Below are 19,140 nucleotides of genomic sequence, written 5' to 3'. Positions count from 1 at the left end.
ATATTTTTATATTTCAAACAAATGATTTAGGGATGTTGTGTTCTCATTACGCATTTGATATATTTACTTTGAGCATAATTAAAATCAAGAAAAAGAGGCGGACGTATGGATAAAAAAGAAAATACGGTCGTATTGTTTCCACAACTATCAGAGCGCTATATTGATGAAGGTTTTTTAGCGCTGAAAGAGCGGAAATTCGAAGATGCATTGCGTTGCTTTGAAATATTACGTCAGTATAATGCGGAAACGGAACAAACGGAATTAGCTTCAGTTATTTGTTTACTCGAATTAAAACGTATGGAAGAAGCGAAAGATAAATGTGAACAGTTGCTTAAAACAGGAGTTGTCTTATTTGGTGATATTCTTGAAACGTACGTAACAATTTTAGTTCAAACAAATGATTATGAAGGTGTTATTGAAACTGTTGAAAAGGTTTTACAAACGAAAGATATAATGCCTGATCAAAAGGAAAAATTAGCGCAGCTTGCTTTATTTGCGGAAGGTATGCTAAATGAGGGAGACGCATCGCTAGTGGATTCAAACTTTGAATTGGATGAGTTTACTAATGAAATTTTTGGAGAAAACTTTGGACAGAAGCTAAGAGCGATTCAGCGACTTTCGTTAAAAGATTTAGATCTTGCATTACCTGTTTTAAAGAAATTTTTAATAGACGAAGAGCAGCACCCCTATTTGAAAACTTCTATTTTGTATAAAATGATAGAAAGTCAGGTAGAAGAAGAAATAGAGGTAGAAAAGTTTGGAAATACGATTAAGGTGATTCCAGCATTTACAGGTCATAATGAGGAGCAATCCAATAACATTATACATAAATTATCAAGCCGATTAGAGCAAAATTATCCCGATATATTTGAAGCGATGGTTACATATTGGAAAGAGTTGCAAATTAGCGTTTTCCCATTCGCTCTATTAATGGATAAAGAAGAGATTTGGTCAGCTGTTTTAGAGAGAATTGGAAGAAAGCGTTTCGGATTGGCTATTGATGAAGAAGAGCTTATGGCAGCATATAATATCGAATTGGAAGAGTTTCATATTGCCTATCAATGGTTATTACGTGTTGAAAGAGAAGGATATTTGCCCGTATAATTATGAAAAAGAATCGTTCAGTTCTTGAAACGAGCATATTCTATGTTATAATGTAAGGGTTGCAAAAGGCAGAAATCTGCCTGTTTGTAAGAGAAGAGAAGTGCAATTCTCTTACTTAATATGTTTCATATTATTCTCGAACAAAATATACCGTAGTTGTCTTCTGGGCAATTAGTAGATTGGAACATTATATCTGAAAGCTTTTGCTAGAGGGTTATTTGTGTATTTGTTATTTCAAAAAAGAGATAATGAAGATTTTAATCTATAGAGGTATGTGCATACATTATTATAGTTGGAGGGAAAGAATAAATGTCTACAAAATGGGAAAAATTAGAAGGTAACGTTGGCGTTTTAACAATCGAAGTTGATGCTAAAGAAGTAAACAACTCTATCGACGCTGCGTTCAAAAAAGTAGTAAAAACAATTAACGTACCAGGTTTCCGTAAAGGAAAAATGCCTCGTCCATTATTCGAACAACGCTTTGGTATTGAATCTTTATACCAAGATGCTTTAGATATCATTTTACCAAAAGCATACGGTGAAGCGATTGAAGAAGCTGGTATCTTCCCAGTTGATCATCCTGAAATCGACATCGAGAAGTTCGAAAAAAATGCTAACCTTATCTTCACTGCAAAAGTTACAGTGAAACCTGAAGTTAAATTAGGTGAGTACAAAGGTTTAGCAGTAGAAAAAGTTGAAACAACTGTAACTGACGAAGATGTAGAGAACGAATTAAAATCTTTACAAGAGCGTCAAGCTGAACTAGTTGTTAAAGAAGAAGGAACTGTTGAAAACGGTGATACAGCTGTAATCGACTTCGAAGGTTTCGTTGATGGCGAAGCATTTGAAGGCGGAAAAGGCGAAAACTACTCTCTAGCAATCGGTTCTGGTACATTCATCCCAGGTTTCGAAGAGCAAGTAATCGGTCTTAAATCTGGTGAGTCTAAAGACGTTGAAGTATCATTCCCAGAAGAGTACCATGCTGCTGAATTAGCTGGCAAACCAGCAACATTCAAAGTAACAATTCACGAAATCAAAACAAAAGAACTTCCTGAGTTAAACGACGAGTTCGCTAAAGAAGCAGACGAAGCGGTTGCAACTCTTGATGAATTAAAAGCAAAACTTCGCACAAACTTAGAAGAAGGCAAAAAGCACGAAGCTGAGCACAAAGTACGTGACGAAGTAGTAGAATTAGCTGCTGCTAACGCTGAAATCGAAATTCCAGAAGCTATGATCAACACTGAGTTAGATCGTATGGTTCGTGAATTCGAGCAACGTTTAAGCCAACAAGGTATGAACCTTGAGCTTTACTACCAATTCACAGGTACTGACGCTGACAAATTAAAAGAGCAAATGAAAGAAGATGCACAAAAACGTGTAAGAATCAATCTTGTTCTTGAAGCTATCATTGAAGCTGAAAACATCGAAGTTACTGAAGAAGAAGTAACTGCAGAAGTTGAAAAAATGGCTGAAATGTACGGTATGCCAGTAGACGCTATCAAGCAAGCTCTTGGAAGTGTAGACGCTTTAGCTGAAGATCTTAAAGTGCGTAAAGCTGTAGACTTCTTAGTAGAAAACGCTGCATAATAAAATAACAGGGCACGATTTTAATCGTGCCTTGTTTTATAAATATAGAAATATATTTATAAAACTTTTCGATGGAGAAGGAAAAGTTCCTTTACAAGTCGAATATACATATTTCAAAAGTTTTAAAATTTTTTTATTTGTACATAACTAGTCATATTATTTGTATTTCTCGCCACGTAGTGACATAATATGTATTTACATACGATACATTTATCGTGTACATACGAAGGCAAGAGGTTAGCACTTTGTAAGGGGTGTGAAAATATGTTTAAATTTAATGATGAAAAAGGGCAATTAAAATGTTCTTTCTGTGGTAAAACACAAACGCAAGTTCGAAAGTTAGTGGCAGGTCCAGGTGTTTACATTTGTGACGAGTGTATCGAACTTTGTACTGAAATTGTACAAGAGGAGCTTGCGAAGGACGAAGAAGTAGAATTCAAAGATGTACCGAAACCGGTAGAAATTCGTGAAATCTTAGATGAGTATGTCATCGGGCAAGATAGCGCGAAAAAAGCACTAGCGGTAGCGGTATATAATCATTACAAACGCATTAATTCTAACAGCAAAATTGATGATGTAGAATTAGCGAAGAGTAATATCGCACTTATCGGGCCAACAGGTAGTGGTAAAACATTACTGGCACAAACGTTAGCGCGTATTTTAAATGTTCCATTTGCAATCGCGGACGCAACATCTTTAACAGAAGCTGGATATGTTGGGGAAGATGTAGAAAATATCTTACTAAAATTAATTCAAGCAGCTGATTATGATGTAGAGAAAGCGGAAAAAGGAATCATTTATATTGATGAGATTGATAAAGTGGCACGTAAGTCCGAAAATCCATCAATTACACGTGATGTATCTGGTGAAGGTGTGCAGCAGGCACTTCTGAAAATTTTAGAAGGTACTGTAGCAAGCGTTCCACCTCAAGGTGGTCGTAAGCATCCGCACCAAGAGTTCATTCAAATTGATACAACGAACATCTTATTCATTTGTGGTGGAGCGTTTGATGGCATTGAGCCGATTATTAAACGTCGCCTTGGTGAGAAAGTAATTGGATTTGGTTCTGAGAAGAAAAATGCTGATGTAAATGAGAAGCATGTTTTATCTCACGTATTACCAGAGGATCTTTTAAGATTTGGTTTAATTCCAGAGTTTATCGGTCGTCTTCCAGTTATTGCGAACCTAGAGCCACTTGATGAAGATGCTCTTGTTGATATTTTAACGAAACCGAAAAATGCACTTGTTAAGCAATTCCAAAAACTATTGGAGCTTGACGATGTTGAGTTAGAGTTTGAAGAAGGTGCACTAATCGAAATTGCGAAAAAAGCAATTGAACGTAAAACGGGTGCTCGTGGACTTCGTTCTATTATTGAAGGCTTAATGCTTGATGTAATGTTCGAACTTCCATCTCGTAAAGATATCGAGAAGTGTATTCTTACAAAAGAAACGGTAGCTGATAATGAACCGCCAAAATTGGTGTTACAAGACGGTACTGTACTTGATACAAAAACATCTGCATAATGCGAAAGGGAAACAGCAATTTTTATAATTGCTGTTTTTCTTTATGTTTAGCTACGTTCCTCCGCGGAAATACTAAGAGATAAAATATTGCGGGAGGAAATAAATAATGAGCTGGACAAATATATTTTTAGTTGTTCAACTTGTTTTTGGTGTAATTGTCGGATTATATTTCTGGCATTTACTTCGAAATCAACGAACACAAAAAGTTTCAATTGATCGAGAATCGAAAAAAGAATTAGAACAGCTTCGTAAAATGCGTGAGATTTCTTTAACAGAGCCGCTAGCAGAAAAGGTGCGTCCTACAACCTTTTTAGATATTGTAGGGCAAGAGGACGGGATTAAGTCGTTAAAAGCGGCTCTTTGTGGTCCGAATCCGCAACATGTAATCATATATGGCCCGCCAGGTGTTGGGAAAACAGCGGCAGCACGTCTTGTATTAGAAGAAGCGAAACGAAATCCTAAATCTCCATTTCGTACGAATGCAACATTTATTGAACTTGATGCGACGACAGCTCGGTTTGATGAACGTGGTATCGCAGACCCTTTAATTGGTTCGGTGCATGATCCGATTTATCAAGGTGCTGGGGCGATGGGACAAGCAGGTATTCCGCAACCGAAAAAAGGTGCTGTAACAGATGCGCATGGTGGTATTTTGTTTATTGATGAGATTGGCGAACTCCATCCGATTCAAATGAACAAAATGTTAAAGGTGTTAGAAGATCGAAAAGTATTTTTAGAAAGTGCGTACTATAGTGAAGAAAATACGATGATCCCAACATATATACATGATATTTTCCAAAAAGGCTTACCGGCAGATTTTCGCTTAGTTGGAGCAACGACACGTTCGCCAGAGGAAATTCCTCCTGCTATTCGGTCACGTTGCTTAGAAGTATTTTTCCGTGAATTAGATACGGAAGAAATTCAAAAAGTAGCGAAAAATGCCGCGGAAAAAGTAGAAATGCAAATAGGCGAAAATGGTATTGAAATGATTGGGATGTATGCAAGAAATGGACGAGAAGCGATTAATCTCGTGCAAATCTCTGCTGGTATGGCGATAAATGAAGAACGTTCTTTCATTAAAGATGAAGATATAGAGTGGGTTGTTCACTCAAGTCAGCTTACACCGAAATACGAAAAGCACATTTATCCGATTCCAAGGATTGGTCTTGTAAATGGTCTTGCTGTATACGGGCCAAATACAGGTGCGTTATTAGAAATTGAAGTAACAGCAATTCCGGCGAAAGATAAAGGGTCGGTAAATGTTACCGGAATTGTAGAAGAAGAAAGTATTGGTAGTCAAACGAAATCGATTCGCCGTAAAAGTATGGCAAAAGGCTCTGTTGATAATGTATTAACAGTACTTCGTTCTTTAGATGTGTTGCCAGAAGGATACGATATACATATTAATTTTCCAGGTGGTATCCCAATTGATGGACCTTCTGCAGGAATCGCTATGGCAACAGGTGTATATTCTGCGGTGCATCGCACATATGTAAATAATGAAGTAGCGATGACAGGTGAAATAAGTATACACGGAGAAGTAAAGCCTATTGGTGGCGTGTACGCAAAAATAAAAGCTGCGAAAAAAGCGGGAGCTAAGAAAGTCATTATTCCTGCTGAAAATATGCAACCATTTTTGTATACTATAAAGGGAATCGAAATTATTCCTGTCCGTAAGTTAAAAGAAGTATTTGAGTTAACATTTATGCAAGAAAATGCGCATAGAGAGCTAGATGTACATACTAACGTAGACGAAACAGATGCACAATCTATGTAAAAATAAACAATAATAAAATTTGCCAGACTTCGTTTAAGTTTGTATGCTTAATCGGAGTCTTTTTTCTTTTCGTGAGGTAGAAAAATAAGCTATTTATAATTGCGAGGAATCTCAGCAATTGCATCTAGGTGTATTGTAATATAAAATAGTTGAACAGGAGTTTAATTTATTATGGAGGTGCTATGTCTAGTATGAATACGAACGAAAGAATCGTGCCCCTCCTACCATTAAGAGGCGTTCTCGTATATCCAACGATGGTTTTGCATCTTGATGTAGGACGTGATAAATCGATACAAGCACTAGAGCAGGCGGCAATGGATGAAAATATCATCTTTTTAGCAATGCAAAAAGAAATGAATATCGATGATCCGAAAGAAGATGACATATATAGTGTAGGTACAGTGGCGAAAGTCAAGCAAATGTTAAAATTGCCGAACGGTACGCTTCGTGTCCTTGTGGAAGGTTTACATAGAGCAGAAGTAATAGAGTTTATCGAAGAAGAAAATATAGTACAAGTGTCTATTAAAACGGTAACTGAAGAAGTAGAAGATGATTTAGAAGAGAAAGCTCTTATGCGTACGTTACTGGAGCATTTCGAACAATATATTAAAGTTTCGAAAAAAGTTTCAAATGAAACATTTGCAACGGTAGCTGATGTAGAAGAACCAGGGAGATTAGCTGATCTAATTGCTTCTCACTTGCCGATTAAAACGAAGCAGAAACAAGAGATTCTAGAGATTGTATCTGTAAAAGAACGATTACATACACTTATTTCAATTATTCAAGATGAACAAGAGTTACTTAGCCTAGAAAAGAAGATTGGACAAAAAGTGAAACGTTCAATGGAGCGCACGCAAAAAGAATATTTCTTACGTGAGCAAATGAAGGCGATTCAAACTGAACTTGGCGACAAAGAAGGTAAGGGCGGAGAAGTAGAAGAACTTCGTGAAAAAATTGAACAGTCAGGAATGCCTGAAGAAACAATGAAGGCTGCGCTGAAAGAATTAGATCGTTATGAAAAGTTACCAGCAAGTTCTGCGGAGAGTGGTGTTATTCGCAATTATATTGATTGGTTATTAGCGCTTCCGTGGACAGAGGCAACAGAAGATATAATTGATCTTGCTCATTCAGAAGAGATTTTAAATAACGATCATTACGGTCTTGAAAAAGTGAAAGAGCGTGTACTTGAATATTTAGCTGTACAGAAGTTAACGAATTCATTAAAAGGACCTATCCTTTGTTTAGTAGGCCCTCCTGGGGTCGGCAAAACTTCGTTAGCGCGTTCAATTGCAACATCATTGAATCGTAAATTTGTCCGTGCATCTCTTGGTGGTGTGCGTGATGAATCTGAAATTCGTGGTCACCGCCGTACATATGTTGGAGCAATGCCAGGACGCATTATTCAAGGTATGAAAAAGGCGAAAACAGTTAATCCAGTCTTCTTATTAGATGAGATTGATAAAATGTCTAACGATTTCCGTGGAGATCCATCAGCGGCATTACTTGAAGTATTAGATCCAGAACAAAACCATAACTTCAGTGATCATTACATTGAAGAACCATATGATCTATCGAAAGTTATGTTTGTAGCAACCGCTAATACACTTTCAAGTATTCCAGGTCCATTACTTGACCGTATGGAAATCATTTCGATTGCTGGCTATACAGAACTTGAAAAAGTACACATTGCTCGTGAGCATTTATTGCCGAAACAATTAAAAGAGCATGGCTTACGAAAAGGTAATTTACAAGTGCGTGATGAGGCGCTTCTTGAAATTATTCGTTATTATACACGTGAGGCTGGTGTTCGTACGTTAGAACGCCAAATTGCAAAAGTTTGCCGTAAAGTAGCGAAAATTATCGTTACAGCAGAACGTAAACGTATCGTTGTGACAGAGAAAAAGATTGTTGATTTACTTGGTAAACACATATTCCGTTATGGGCAAGCTGAAAAAACAGACCAAGTTGGTATGGCAACAGGTCTAGCTTACACAGCAGCAGGCGGCGATACACTTGCAATTGAAGTTTCTGTAGCGCCAGGAAAAGGGAAACTAATTTTAACGGGGAAACTTGGGGATGTTATGAAAGAATCAGCACAAGCTGCGTTTAGTTATATACGCTCTCGTGCAGAAGAGCTTCAGATTGACCCGAATTTCCATGAGAAAAATGATATTCATATTCATGTTCCAGAAGGAGCAGTTCCAAAAGATGGACCGTCAGCAGGTATTACGATGGCAACGGCACTTATTTCTGCACTAACAGGTATTCCTGTAAGTAAAGAAGTAGGTATGACAGGTGAAATTACACTTCGTGGTCGTGTATTACCAATTGGTGGCTTAAAAGAAAAAACATTAAGTGCTCACCGCGCAGGCTTAACAAAAATTATTTTGCCAGCAGAAAACGAGAAAGATTTAGATGATATTCCAGAGAGCGTAAAAGAAAACTTTACGTTTGTGCTTGCATCTCATTTAGATGAAGTATTGGAGCACGCATTAGTAGGAGTGAAACAATGAAAGTAACAAAAGCAGATATTGTAATTAGTGCTGTTAAACCAGAACAATATCCAGACAGTGATTTACCAGAAATTGCATTAGCAGGTCGTTCAAATGTCGGGAAGTCTTCCTTTATTAATAAAATTTTAAATCGTAAAAAGTTAGTGCGTATTTCTTCTAAACCAGGAAAAACGCAAACACTGAACTTTTTCTTAATCAATGAGATGATGCATTTTGTTGACGTTCCAGGTTATGGATATGCGAAAGTGTCTAAATCGGAGCGCGCGGCATGGGGGAAAATGATTGAAACGTACTTTACAACGCGTAAGCAATTAGACGCAGCTGTATTAGTAGTTGATTTACGTCACCAACCAACAAGTGATGACGTGATGATGTATGATTTCTTAAAGCATTATGAAATCCCAACAATTATTATTGCGACGAAAGCCGATAAAATCCCGAAAGGGAAATGGCAAAAGCATTTAAAAGTTGTAAAAGAAACGCTTGCTGTTGAAATTGGCGATGAAATCGTTCTATTCTCTTCTGAAACAGGAATTGGAAAAGAAGAAGCGTGGAAGGCAATTCATAAAATGACAAAAACAAAAAACGCGTGACGAATGTCGCGCGTTTTTTTCTTTATATAAGCTGTTAACGTACGTTTAATGTAACTTCAATATTACCTCGTGTTGCTTTAGAGTAAGGACATACACCGTGAGCCGCTTCTACAAGTTCTTTTGCTTCGCTATGTGAAACGCCAGCGACATGTACATCAAGCACGGCAGATAGGCCAAAACCACCATCTGTATCTTTTCCGATAGAAACGTGAGCGGTTACTTCTGTACTTTCTACTTTCATACGTTTTGTACGAATGACAAGTTGTAATGCACTATCAAAACAAGCTGCATAACCAGCTGCAAATAGTTGTTCTGGATTTGTTGCTTCTCCGCCTGCACCACCTAGTGCTTTCGGCATTTTTACATCAAGATTTAATATGCCATCATCTGAAACTACTTTCCCATTTCTTCCACCTGTTGCTGTTACTGAAGCAGTATATAATTTATCCATATTTATTCCCCTTTTCCATCATTAATTGTTTTCATTGTTTCAATTAGTTTATTTAGCTCAATTAATAAAGAGCGATATTCTTGCTCTGTAATTCCTAAATTTGTAGCCATCGTTGTCGGTAATGAACAAGCCTTTTCCTTTAAATCTTTGCCTTGTTCTGTTAATTCAATACAAACTTTTCGCTCGTCTTCTTTGGAACGAACACGTTTTACAAGTTTTAATGATTCCATTCGTTTTAACATAGGTGTTAACGTACCGGAATCTAAAAATAGACGTTCTCCAATTTCTTTTACTGTTAGTCCATCTTGCTCCCATAGTACGAGTAAAGTAATGTACTGGGGATACGTAATACCCATCTCTTCTAAATAAGGTCGATAAAAACGAGTAACCTCTCTAGAACAGGCATAAATAGAAAAACAAAGTTGGTTATCTAGATGCAAAGAGTCCTCTGTCATACATAACTCCCTTCTAATTAAGTTGTGCACAATTTAATTTTGTAAAATCAATATAACGAAAAAGAAATAAAATGTCAAATACATTGTATTGAGAAAGTGTTTGCTACATTTTGGAACAATCATACATATTTTCCTTCATGATGAAAGAAGATAGGAAAGATGATGTTATAATTTATATGGAATAGTTTCCATCACTTGATTATGAGGACTTTTTTTGGTAACGTACAAATAGAGTTATTAATTTATAATCATTATAAAGTAGAAGATTTTTTTATTAGTTTACTGAATCTCCTTTATTACATACGGAGAATAATTAAAAAATAATCGGTTGTTCACACGATTGTCAGATTCATAAGAGGAAAGTTGTATTATGATAGTAGATAAAGTGATAAAACGGGTGAAGGGGGACATGCTGCGTGCATATTCTTGTTGTTAGTGTAAATTATCGAACAGCCCCTGTAGAATTTCGTGAGAAACTCACATTTCAGGCAGCAGAGCTAGAGCGAGCGATGACTACATTACAAAATCAAAAGAGCGTGTTAGAGAATGTCATTGTATCAACTTGTAATCGCACTGAGATTTATGCTGTTGTCGATCAATTACACACGGGACGGTATTATATTAAGAAGTTTTTAGCTGATTGGTTTCAGCTTGAAATAGAAGAAGTCGCGCCATATTTAACTATTTTTGAACAAGATGGTGCAATAGATCATTTATTCCGCGTAACGTGCGGTTTAGATTCGATGGTAGTCGGAGAAACGCAGATTTTAGGTCAAATAAAAGATAGCTTTTTAGAAGCGCAACAAGTTAAAGCAACAGGCACAATTTTTAATGAATTGTTTAAGCAAGTCATTACATTAGCAAAACGTGCCCACTCAGAAACAACAATCGGGGAAAGTGCAATGTCTGTTAGTTATGCTGCTGTTGAGCTTGGAAAGAAAATATTTGGCGAGTTAACAGATTGTCATGTGCTTATTCTTGGTGCTGGTAAAATGGGCGAACTTGCACTGCAAAACTTATATGGAAGTGGTGCTCGTAAAGTAACAGTTATGAATAGGACACTTTCGAAAGCAGAAGTAATGGCTGAGAAATATATGGGACATGCAAAATCGTTAAGCGAATTGCAATGTGCATTATTAGAAGCAGATATTTTAATTAGTTCAACTGGTGCATCTGAGTATGTCATTACGAAAGAGATGATGACAAAGGTGGAGAAAATGCGCTCTGGTCGCCCTTTATTTATGGTTGATATTGCAGTACCACGTGATATTGATCCAGCGATTGATGAGTTAGAAGGTTCTTTTTTATATGACATTGATGATCTGCAAGGAGTAGTGGAAGCAAATCGTGCCGAGCGTTTGAAAGAAGCGGAGAAAATTCAATTTATGATTGAAGAGGAAATTGTTCTATTTAAAACGTGGTTAAGTACACTTGGTGTTGTTCCATTAATATCAGCTCTTCGTGATAAGGCACTTGCAATCCAAAGTGAAACGATGGTAAGCCTAGAGCGAAAAATACCAAACCTTAGTGATCGTGAGAAAAAAGTCATTAGTAAGCATACGAAAAGTATTATTAATCAATTATTAAAAGACCCAATTTTAGTAGCGAAAGAAATAGCTGCTGAAGAGGGAGCGAGCGAAAAATTAGCGTTATTTGCGAAGATTTTCGATTTAGAAACGGAAGAAGTAGAGAGTCGTGCGGAAGAAGTAGAACATAAAAGAGTGTGGACACCATCCGTTCCATCTTTATAATTTGGAAGGATGATCGGATGAGTTTTTTAAATAACAGTATTATTTATCATATTGCAATTATTTTATATGCTTGTAGCATTAGTTTATATTTTATAGATTATTTCCAAAGTAACCGAAAGGCGAACCGATTTGCTTTTTGGTTACTTTCGATTGTATGGGTATTGCAGTCTATTTTTATGTTGCTTAGGGCGACAGATTCAGAAACGACCCCCATTTTAACTTTATTATCAGGGATTTATTTTTATGTTTGGTTATTGATTACGATGTCGTTAGTCATAAATCGATTTATGCGCGTTGACTTTTTAGTCTTCTTTACAAATGTTGTTGCATTTGGCGTAAGCGCTTTTTCTATTTTTACACCGCTCGGAAAGATGTCGCCAGTACTTGCAGAGCAATTAGTTTCAGAACTTGTATACGTGCATGTCGGAATGGCGATTATTTCTTATGCAACGTTTACGGTATCATTTATTTTTTCTATTATGTATTTACTGCAATATCGCCTATTAAAAAAGAAAAAGTGGAATGCGAGATTAAGAAGGTTAGGGAATTTACCGAAGCTTGAATCTACGTCTTACGGATTAAATTTATTTTCTGTTCCATTTTTCTTACTAGCAATTTTATTAGGATGTATATGGGGATATACAAAATTAGATAATTTTCATTGGTATGATACGAAAGTAATTGGTTCGTTTGTCGTTCTATTTGTATACTGTGCGGGCTTGTATTTAAGAGCGGCAGATGTGTTGCAAGGGAAGAAAATTGTACTGTGGAATGTAGGGGCCTTTCTCGTAATGCTAGTTAACATTTTTTTATTAAGTAGTTTATCTAATTTCCACTTTTGGTATTTATAATGAGGAGAGAGAATTATGCGCAAAATTATTGTAGGGTCACGAAAGAGTAAGCTAGCATTAACACAAACAAACTGGTTTATTGATCAGTTAAAAGCACTTGGTTTACCATATGAATTTGAAGTGAAAGAAATTGTCACCAAAGGTGATGTGATTTTAGATGTTACTCTTTCAAAAGTAGGCGGAAAAGGTTTGTTCGTTAAAGAAATTGAGCATGCGTTACTTACGAAAGAAATCGATATGGCTGTACATAGTATGAAAGATATGCCAGCCGTACTTCCAGAAGGGTTAATGATTGGCTGTACACCAAAGCGTGTTGACCCTCGTGATGCTTTTATCTCAAAAAATGGAGCATCGTTTAAAGAGTTAGCGGAAGGTGCTATTTTAGGTACGAGTAGTTTAAGACGTAGTGCACAGCTACTCGCTGCGAGACCAGATTTACAAGTGAAGTGGATTCGCGGAAATATCGATACACGTTTACGTAAATTAAAAGAAGAGGATTACGATGCGATTATTTTAGCGACAGCTGGATTACAAAGAATGGGCTGGGATGATGAAGTTATTACAGAACATTTAGATGAAACGTTATGTGTACCTGCTGTAGGACAAGGTGCATTAGCGATTGAATGTCGTGAGGATGATAAGGATTTATTGCAGTTGTTAGCGCATATGAATGATGCGATAACAGAAAGAACAGTGGCAGCGGAGCGAGTATTTCTTCATAAACTTGAAGGTGGATGTCAAGTTCCAATCGCTGGATATGCAACCCTTAAAGAAAACGATACAATCGAATTAACAGCTCTTGTTGGCTCTATGGATGGCTCTGTTTTATTAAAAGAGACAGTAGTAGGTACTAATCCTGAGGAAGTAGGATTAGAAGCCGCGGGCCGTTTAATTAAACAAGGCGCCAAAGAACTCATTCTTGCTGCAAATAAGGAGCAACAATAAATATGAACGCTCTCGCTGGAAAAACGGTATTGATTACACGTGCCCAGCATCAAGCGAAACAAATGAGTGTAGCAGTGAAAGAAAAGAGCGGAATTCCATTGGAAATTCCGCTTTTGCATATGGAAGGTATGTCTCATAGGCAAATTCAACATATTGAAGGGCAGCTACATTCGTATGACTGGGTTATTTTTACGAGCAGAAATGGTGTAGCTTTTTTTCTAGATAGTTTGAACAAGAAACTACCGCTAACCATTAAAATCGCTGCGGTAGGTGTGAAAACAAAATTAGAGTTAGAAAAAAGGGGCTATCAAGTTCATTTTGTTCCAACTTCATTTGTTGCAGAAGCATTTGCAGAAGAGTTTCTAAAAGAATTAAGTGGAAACGAACGTATTTTATTTCCGAAAGGGAATATAGCAAGAGAGGTAATTCCGGTTGCACTTCGGGAAATTGGTGTTTCTCTAGATGAGCTAATCGTATACGGTACGAAAGTGAATATAGAAAAAAAGCAAGAGCTTATAGCGGCATTGAAGTTAGGGAAAGTAGACATTATTACATTTACGAGCCCTTCAACTGTTACTAGTTTTGTTCGTTTACTTGAGGGTGCAAACTGGAGAGAATGGACAAAAAAATGTACAATTGCTTGTATAGGACCTATTACGGAAAAAGAGGCAAGTCGTTATTTTCCGTCTGTTATTGTGCCGAAAGAGTACACTGTAGAAGCATTACTACAATGTGTTTGTGAATCTATAAAATGAAAGAATGGGGATAGAAATCTATGAACTCTTTACAATTTAATCGTCATCGTCGTTTAAGACAAAGCGGTAGTATGCGTGCACTTGTGCGTGAAACGTTTTTACATACGGAAGATTTTATTTACCCTATTTTTGTATTAGAAGGTGAAAATGTTCGTAATGAAGTTCCTTCTATGCCAGGCGTATATCAAATGTCTTTAGATTTATTGCAAGCTGAAATGCAAGAAGTTGTTGATTTAGGTATTCGTTCTGTTATTGTATTTGGTTTACCTGCTGAAAAAGACGAAGTTGGATCATCAGCATATTGTGATCATGGAATTGTACAACGTGCTATTCAACAAATTAAAGGCGATTTCCCTGAGCTAGTAGTAGTTGCAGATACATGTTTATGTCAATTTACAAGTCATGGTCATTGCGGTGTAATTGAAGATGGTATTATTTTAAATGACGAGTCTCTTGCAGTTCTTGCGAAAACAGCTGTAAGTCAAGCGAAGGCAGGAGCGGACATTATTGCGCCATCAAACATGATGGACGGCTTCGTAACAGCAATTCGCCATGCATTAGATGAAAATGGTTTTGGACACGTGCCAGTTATGTCGTACGCTGTGAAATATTCATCAGCGTTTTATGGGCCATTCCGTGATGCTGCGCACGGTGCGCCGCAATTTGGTGACCGTAAAACATATCAAATGGACCCAGCGAACCGTATGGAAGCATTCCGTGAAGCAGAATCAGATGTAATGGAAGGGGCTGATTTCTTAATTGTAAAGCCAGCTCTTTCTTACTTAGATATCATTCGTGATGTGAAAAATAACTTTAATTTACCAATCGTTGCTTACAACGTAAGTGGTGAATATTCAATGATTAAAGCGGCAGCGCAAAATGGTTGGATTAATGAAAAAGAAGTTGTGCTTGAAAAATTAATTAGCATGAAACGTGCAGGAGCAGACTTAATTATTACGTATCATGCGAAAGATGCAGCAAAATGGTTGCAAGAAGGAGGCGTTAAATAATGAAAAAGTTTGATAAGTCAATTGCAGCGTTTGAAGAGGCGCAAGATTTAATGCCTGGTGGCGTAAATAGCCCAGTTCGTGCCTTTAAGTCTGTTGGGATGAATCCGTTGTTTATGGAGCGTGGTAAAGGCTCTAAAGTATATGATATTGATGGAAATGAATACATCGACTACGTATTATCATGGGGGCCTTTAATTCATGGGCATGCAAATGATCGTGTTGTTGAAGCGTTAAAATCTGTTGCTGAAAGAGGTACAAGCTTCGGTGCACCGACAGAAATCGAAAATAAATTAGCGAAACTTGTTATTGAGCGTGTACCATCGATTGAAATTGTCCGCATGGTTAACTCTGGAACAGAAGCGACAATGAGTGCACTACGTTTAGCTCGTGGTTATACAGGCCGTAATAAAATCTTGAAATTCATCGGTTGTTACCACGGTCATGGTGATTCGTTATTAATTAAAGCTGGTTCTGGTGTGGCGACTCTAGGTTTACCAGATAGCCCTGGCGTACCAGAAGGTGTAGCGAAAAATACGATTACAGTAGCTTATAATGATTTAGAAAGTGTGAAATACGCTTTTGAACAATTCGGTGATGATATTGCTTGTGTAATTGTAGAACCAGTGGCAGGGAATATGGGTGTTGTTCCTCCGCAACCAGGATTTTTAGAGGGACTTCGTGAAGTAACAGAACAAAACGGTGCACTGCTTATTTTTGATGAAGTAATGACAGGATTCCGTGTTGCTTATAACTGTGGACAAGGTTACTACGGTGTAACACCTGATTTAACTTGTTTAGGTAAAGTAATCGGTGGTGGCTTACCAGTAGGAGCGTACGGTGGTAAAGCAGAAATTATGCGCCAAATTGCGCCAAGCGGACCGATTTATCAAGCTGGTACTTTATCAGGTAACCCACTTGCAATGGCAGCAGGTTATGAAACGTTAGTACAGTTAACGCCAGAATCGTATGTAGAATTTGAGCGTAAAGCTGAAATGTTAGAAGCTGGATTACGTAAAGCAGCTGAAAAACATGGCATTCCACATCATATTAATCGTGCAGGTTCTATGATTGGTATTTTCTTTACAGATGAGCCCGTTATTAATTACGATGCAGCAAAATCTTCAAACTTAGAGTTCTTTGCGGCTTACTATCGTGAAATGGTAGAACAAGGTGTATTCTTGCCACCATCTCAATTCGAAGGTTTATTCTTATCGACAGCACATAGTGACGCAGATATTGAGGCGACAATTGCAGCGGCTGAAATTGCAATGTCAAAATTAAAATAATGTATTAGAGAAAAATCGCTCTCCATAAGGGGAGCGATTTTTTTTATTCATAAAGTAAGCTTTCCCTACATAAATCTGTAATGACATATAGTTTGGGAGGGGGAAAAGAAGTGGCTGCAGATCATTCGTTACGATTTTCATTAAAAGAATCTGTTTGGTTCCAAAAGGGACAGGAAGTCGATGAACTTTTGTCAATTTCGTTAGATCCAGACGTTGAGATAGAAGAGCTTGATCATGAAGTAATCGTGAGAGGGCAATTAGATTTAACGGGAGAGTATGTTGCAAGGCAAGATGATTCGGCGTATTCACTAAGAGAACTATCGCCAGCAAAGTCAATTGATTATGTAGAAACAAGGGAAGATGGGGTTAATGAACTTGTTCATTCCTTTCCGCTTGAAATATCAATTCCGAGAAATCGCGTGAAAGTAATTGAAGAACTATATGTATCAATTGAGGAATTTGATTATGAATTAAAGGAAAATGGTTGCTTACAATTATTAGCGGATATATCTATTACTGGTTTATGTGATGAAGAGAGAAGCGAGGATGAAGAAGAAACGGTGTATGCTGATTTAGAAGAAGATTCAGCGCAAGAGGATGAGAATAGACCGGCGCCCCATGTAGAAGAACCAACATACAAGGAATCAGATGAGTGGGAAGATTACGCATTTGAACCGTTCCAATTAGAGGAAAGAAAAGAGCAGGAATTAGAAGAAGAGAAAATAGAAGAACATGAATTTGTGGAACGTGAAGAGGAGCAAGAAACAACGCCGCAATTTGAATTGTTCGGACGAAAAGATTTCAAGAAAGAAAAAGCGAAAAAGCAGGAAGAACAAGAAGAAGAGTATTCACAGCGAGATGAAAATGCGCTTTATTTAACAAAACTATTTACGAAAGAACCGGAAGAGGAATTTACAAAGTTAAGAATGTATTTCGTACAAGAAGGGGATACAATTGAATCTATTGCAGACCGTTATGAAACATCGGTACAAAATTTGTACCGTGTCAATCAAACAGAAGATATATTTTTAAATACGGGGCAAATTATTTATATTCCCGTTTCAAGAGTAAAGGCGAAATAAAGAAGTGAGTGTTTTCACTCACTTCTTTTCTTAGAAGTTATGTTTTGAATAGAAAGGGTTATTCGTATGGATATTGAATTGCGAAATCACTATGAACCTATCGTGAGGCAATATAGATTGGATACGCAGCATATGGAAGAGCACGGAAATGTAATGAAAATTTATACGAATCAAGGTCCATATGCACTTAAGAAAATAGAAGGCAGAAAGTTAGAGCGGAATAACTTTCTGCATCATATTCAATATTTGAAGGAGAAAGGTTTTTCAAATTATGTACCTATATACCATGCGACGGATGGAAATTATATTTTAAGTGACGGGACGTATAATTATTATTTAATGCCTTGGTTAGAACGTGCAGAAGGAAATGGTGAGGACAATGATCAATACCATAAAATGTTTCAGACACTCGGAACGTTGCATCAAAAAACTGTGAAGGAAGAAACGTATACGGAAGAAGATTTAGAAAAACATTATACAACTATATCCAATCGCTGGGAAAATGATGGTGAGATGTTAGAAGAGTTTCTCGTAGAATCTGAATCAAAATGGTATATGTCCCCGCTTGAATTGCAATATTGTACGTACTATCATCATGTAATGAGAGCGCGTGAATTTGCAACGAAGCAATTAAATGAGTGGAACGATGCGATGAAAGAAAAAGATAAAACGCGTATTACTTTTGTACATGGTAACGTGTCACTTAATCATTTTTTATTTGACTATGAGCGGAATGGCTATTTTATTAGTTTGGAAAAATCGAAGTTTGCAACGCCTGTGCAAGATATAGTAGGTTTTTATTCACGGTCTTTAAACACATATCCGATCGCAAGAAGTGATCGGTTTGAATGGTTTCAAATGTATCAAAAAAATTTTCCGTTTACGAAAGAAGAGCAACTTCTCATGTTTGCTTATATGACGTACCCATCACAATTTATTCGACAAATCGGTTCGTATAGAAAAAGAAAAGATAATCGCAACGAGGAAAATGAATTGCTGGAAGTAAAGAGTTTGCAACAATCGCATTGGCTCGTTAGCAATATAGAATATTTCCTATCACAATTACAAGCTGCCCAGCAAGGGAACGGGTAAAGTAAAACTTTAATCAGCGGGGCTCCCGCCTAACTTCTTTGCTTCAGCTGAATTTTGATGTAGGGATCTTACTGCCCGCAAATAGCGAGATAAAGAAGATAAGTAGAGAATGCTACTTATCTTTTTTGTGCGCCTGAAAATTCATAGACTTAAATTTATCTTGACGAATAAGGTTTCGTTTTTTACACTATTGTATATAATAATTAACAATCATATAAATGCCTTGAAGGGGAAGAGTATAACATGAAACGTCTTCAGAGAGGAGAATCATTAGCTGGGAGATTCTCTAGATAGTTATGTTAGAAGGTAGCCCTGGAGCATCTTTTCTGAACGGAATAGTTCTTATTAGGAAAAGACGGATTTG

The 19,140-nt window shown here is 37.1% G+C and carries 16 protein-coding genes and 1 other annotated feature (1 of these 17 cut by a window edge); of the genes, 14 read left to right on the top strand and 2 right to left on the bottom strand.

What is annotated here, in order from left to right; genetic code table 11:
• The first annotated feature begins 105 nt into the window (after positions 1–105).
• The 6 genes from DN403_RS13200 (at position 106) to yihA (ending at position 9,098) form a co-directional block, all read left to right on the top strand.
• Positions 106–1,104 (top strand): hypothetical protein, encoded by a 999-nt coding sequence (locus DN403_RS13200; RefSeq protein WP_000358275.1) that lies wholly within the window; start codon positions 106–108, stop codon positions 1,102–1,104.
• A 309-nt stretch (positions 1,105–1,413) separates the two neighbouring features.
• On the top strand, positions 1,414–2,691 hold the full coding sequence (gene tig / locus DN403_RS13195; protein WP_000105215.1) for a trigger factor: 1,278 nt from the start codon (positions 1,414–1,416) through the stop codon (positions 2,689–2,691).
• 264 nt (positions 2,692–2,955) lie between these two features.
• A complete protein-coding gene (gene clpX, locus DN403_RS13190) occupies positions 2,956–4,215 on the top strand; it encodes an ATP-dependent protease ATP-binding subunit ClpX (RefSeq protein ID WP_000472289.1) in 1,260 nt (419 codons plus the stop codon).
• Positions 4,216–4,321: 106 nt separating this feature from the next.
• A complete protein-coding gene (gene lonB / locus DN403_RS13185) occupies positions 4,322–5,992 on the top strand; it encodes an ATP-dependent protease LonB (RefSeq protein WP_000119171.1) in 1,671 nt (556 codons plus the stop codon).
• Positions 5,993–6,174: 182 nt separating this feature from the next.
• Complete coding sequence (gene lon, locus DN403_RS13180) at positions 6,175–8,505, top strand: endopeptidase La (RefSeq protein ID WP_149185531.1); 2,331 nt, start codon at positions 6,175–6,177, stop codon at positions 8,503–8,505.
• The gene (yihA, locus tag DN403_RS13175; RefSeq protein WP_149185530.1) at positions 8,502–9,098 is read left to right on the top strand and encodes a ribosome biogenesis GTP-binding protein YihA/YsxC; all 597 of its coding nucleotides are present in this window, start codon (positions 8,502–8,504) and stop codon (positions 9,096–9,098) included. The genes lon and yihA overlap by 4 nt, the downstream gene beginning before the upstream one ends.
• Positions 9,099–9,132: 34 nt before the next feature.
• On the opposite strand, the gene DN403_RS13170 is transcribed toward yihA, so the two are convergent.
• Positions 9,133–9,549, bottom strand: coding sequence for an organic hydroperoxide resistance protein (locus DN403_RS13170; RefSeq protein WP_000359773.1), 417 nt, complete (start codon positions 9,547–9,549; stop codon positions 9,133–9,135).
• A gap of 2 nt (positions 9,550–9,551) precedes the next feature.
• Complete coding sequence (locus tag DN403_RS13165; RefSeq protein WP_000133913.1) at positions 9,552–10,004, bottom strand: MarR family winged helix-turn-helix transcriptional regulator; 453 nt, start codon at positions 10,002–10,004, stop codon at positions 9,552–9,554.
• A 416-nt stretch (positions 10,005–10,420) separates the two neighbouring features.
• Here DN403_RS13165 and hemA point away from each other — a divergent pair, with 416 nt between their 5' ends.
• From hemA to ysxE, 8 genes are all read left to right on the top strand, one after another.
• Positions 10,421–11,755, top strand: coding sequence for a glutamyl-tRNA reductase (gene hemA / locus DN403_RS13160; protein ID WP_000547868.1), 1,335 nt, complete (start codon positions 10,421–10,423; stop codon positions 11,753–11,755).
• A gap of 17 nt (positions 11,756–11,772) precedes the next feature.
• Positions 11,773–12,606: a cytochrome c biogenesis protein gene (locus DN403_RS13155; protein ID WP_017763624.1), complete on the top strand. Its 834-nt coding sequence runs from the start codon at positions 11,773–11,775 to the stop codon at positions 12,604–12,606.
• A gap of 15 nt (positions 12,607–12,621) precedes the next feature.
• Positions 12,622–13,551 (top strand): hydroxymethylbilane synthase, encoded by a 930-nt coding sequence (gene hemC / locus DN403_RS13150; RefSeq protein WP_001226403.1) that lies wholly within the window; start codon positions 12,622–12,624, stop codon positions 13,549–13,551.
• 2 nt (positions 13,552–13,553) lie between these two features.
• Positions 13,554–14,306: a uroporphyrinogen-III synthase gene (hemD, locus tag DN403_RS13145; RefSeq protein WP_000992324.1), complete on the top strand. Its 753-nt coding sequence runs from the start codon at positions 13,554–13,556 to the stop codon at positions 14,304–14,306.
• A gap of 20 nt (positions 14,307–14,326) precedes the next feature.
• Positions 14,327–15,316 (top strand): porphobilinogen synthase, encoded by a 990-nt coding sequence (gene hemB, locus DN403_RS13140; protein ID WP_001087080.1) that lies wholly within the window; start codon positions 14,327–14,329, stop codon positions 15,314–15,316.
• Positions 15,316–16,602 (top strand): glutamate-1-semialdehyde 2,1-aminomutase, encoded by a 1,287-nt coding sequence (hemL, locus tag DN403_RS13135; RefSeq protein ID WP_000712938.1) that lies wholly within the window; start codon positions 15,316–15,318, stop codon positions 16,600–16,602. Before hemB ends, hemL begins: the two co-directional genes overlap by 1 nt.
• Before the next feature lie 110 nt (positions 16,603–16,712).
• Positions 16,713–17,684 (top strand): stage VI sporulation protein D, encoded by a 972-nt coding sequence (spoVID, locus tag DN403_RS13130; RefSeq protein ID WP_000718528.1) that lies wholly within the window; start codon positions 16,713–16,715, stop codon positions 17,682–17,684.
• A 66-nt stretch (positions 17,685–17,750) separates the two neighbouring features.
• Positions 17,751–18,776, top strand: coding sequence for a spore coat protein YsxE (ysxE, locus tag DN403_RS13125; protein WP_000350652.1), 1,026 nt, complete (start codon positions 17,751–17,753; stop codon positions 18,774–18,776).
• Between the two features lie 214 nt (positions 18,777–18,990).
• Positions 18,991–19,140 (top strand) — a binding site (T-box leader) (it continues 82 nt past the right edge of the window).

Source organism: Bacillus sp. AY2-1, assembly GCF_008368965.1.
Taxonomy (GTDB): Bacteria; Bacillota; Bacilli; order Bacillales; family Bacillaceae_G; genus Bacillus_A; species Bacillus_A thuringiensis_S.
Note: the sequence above shows the minus strand (reverse complement) of the source record. Positions and strands in the feature narration are given on the sequence as shown.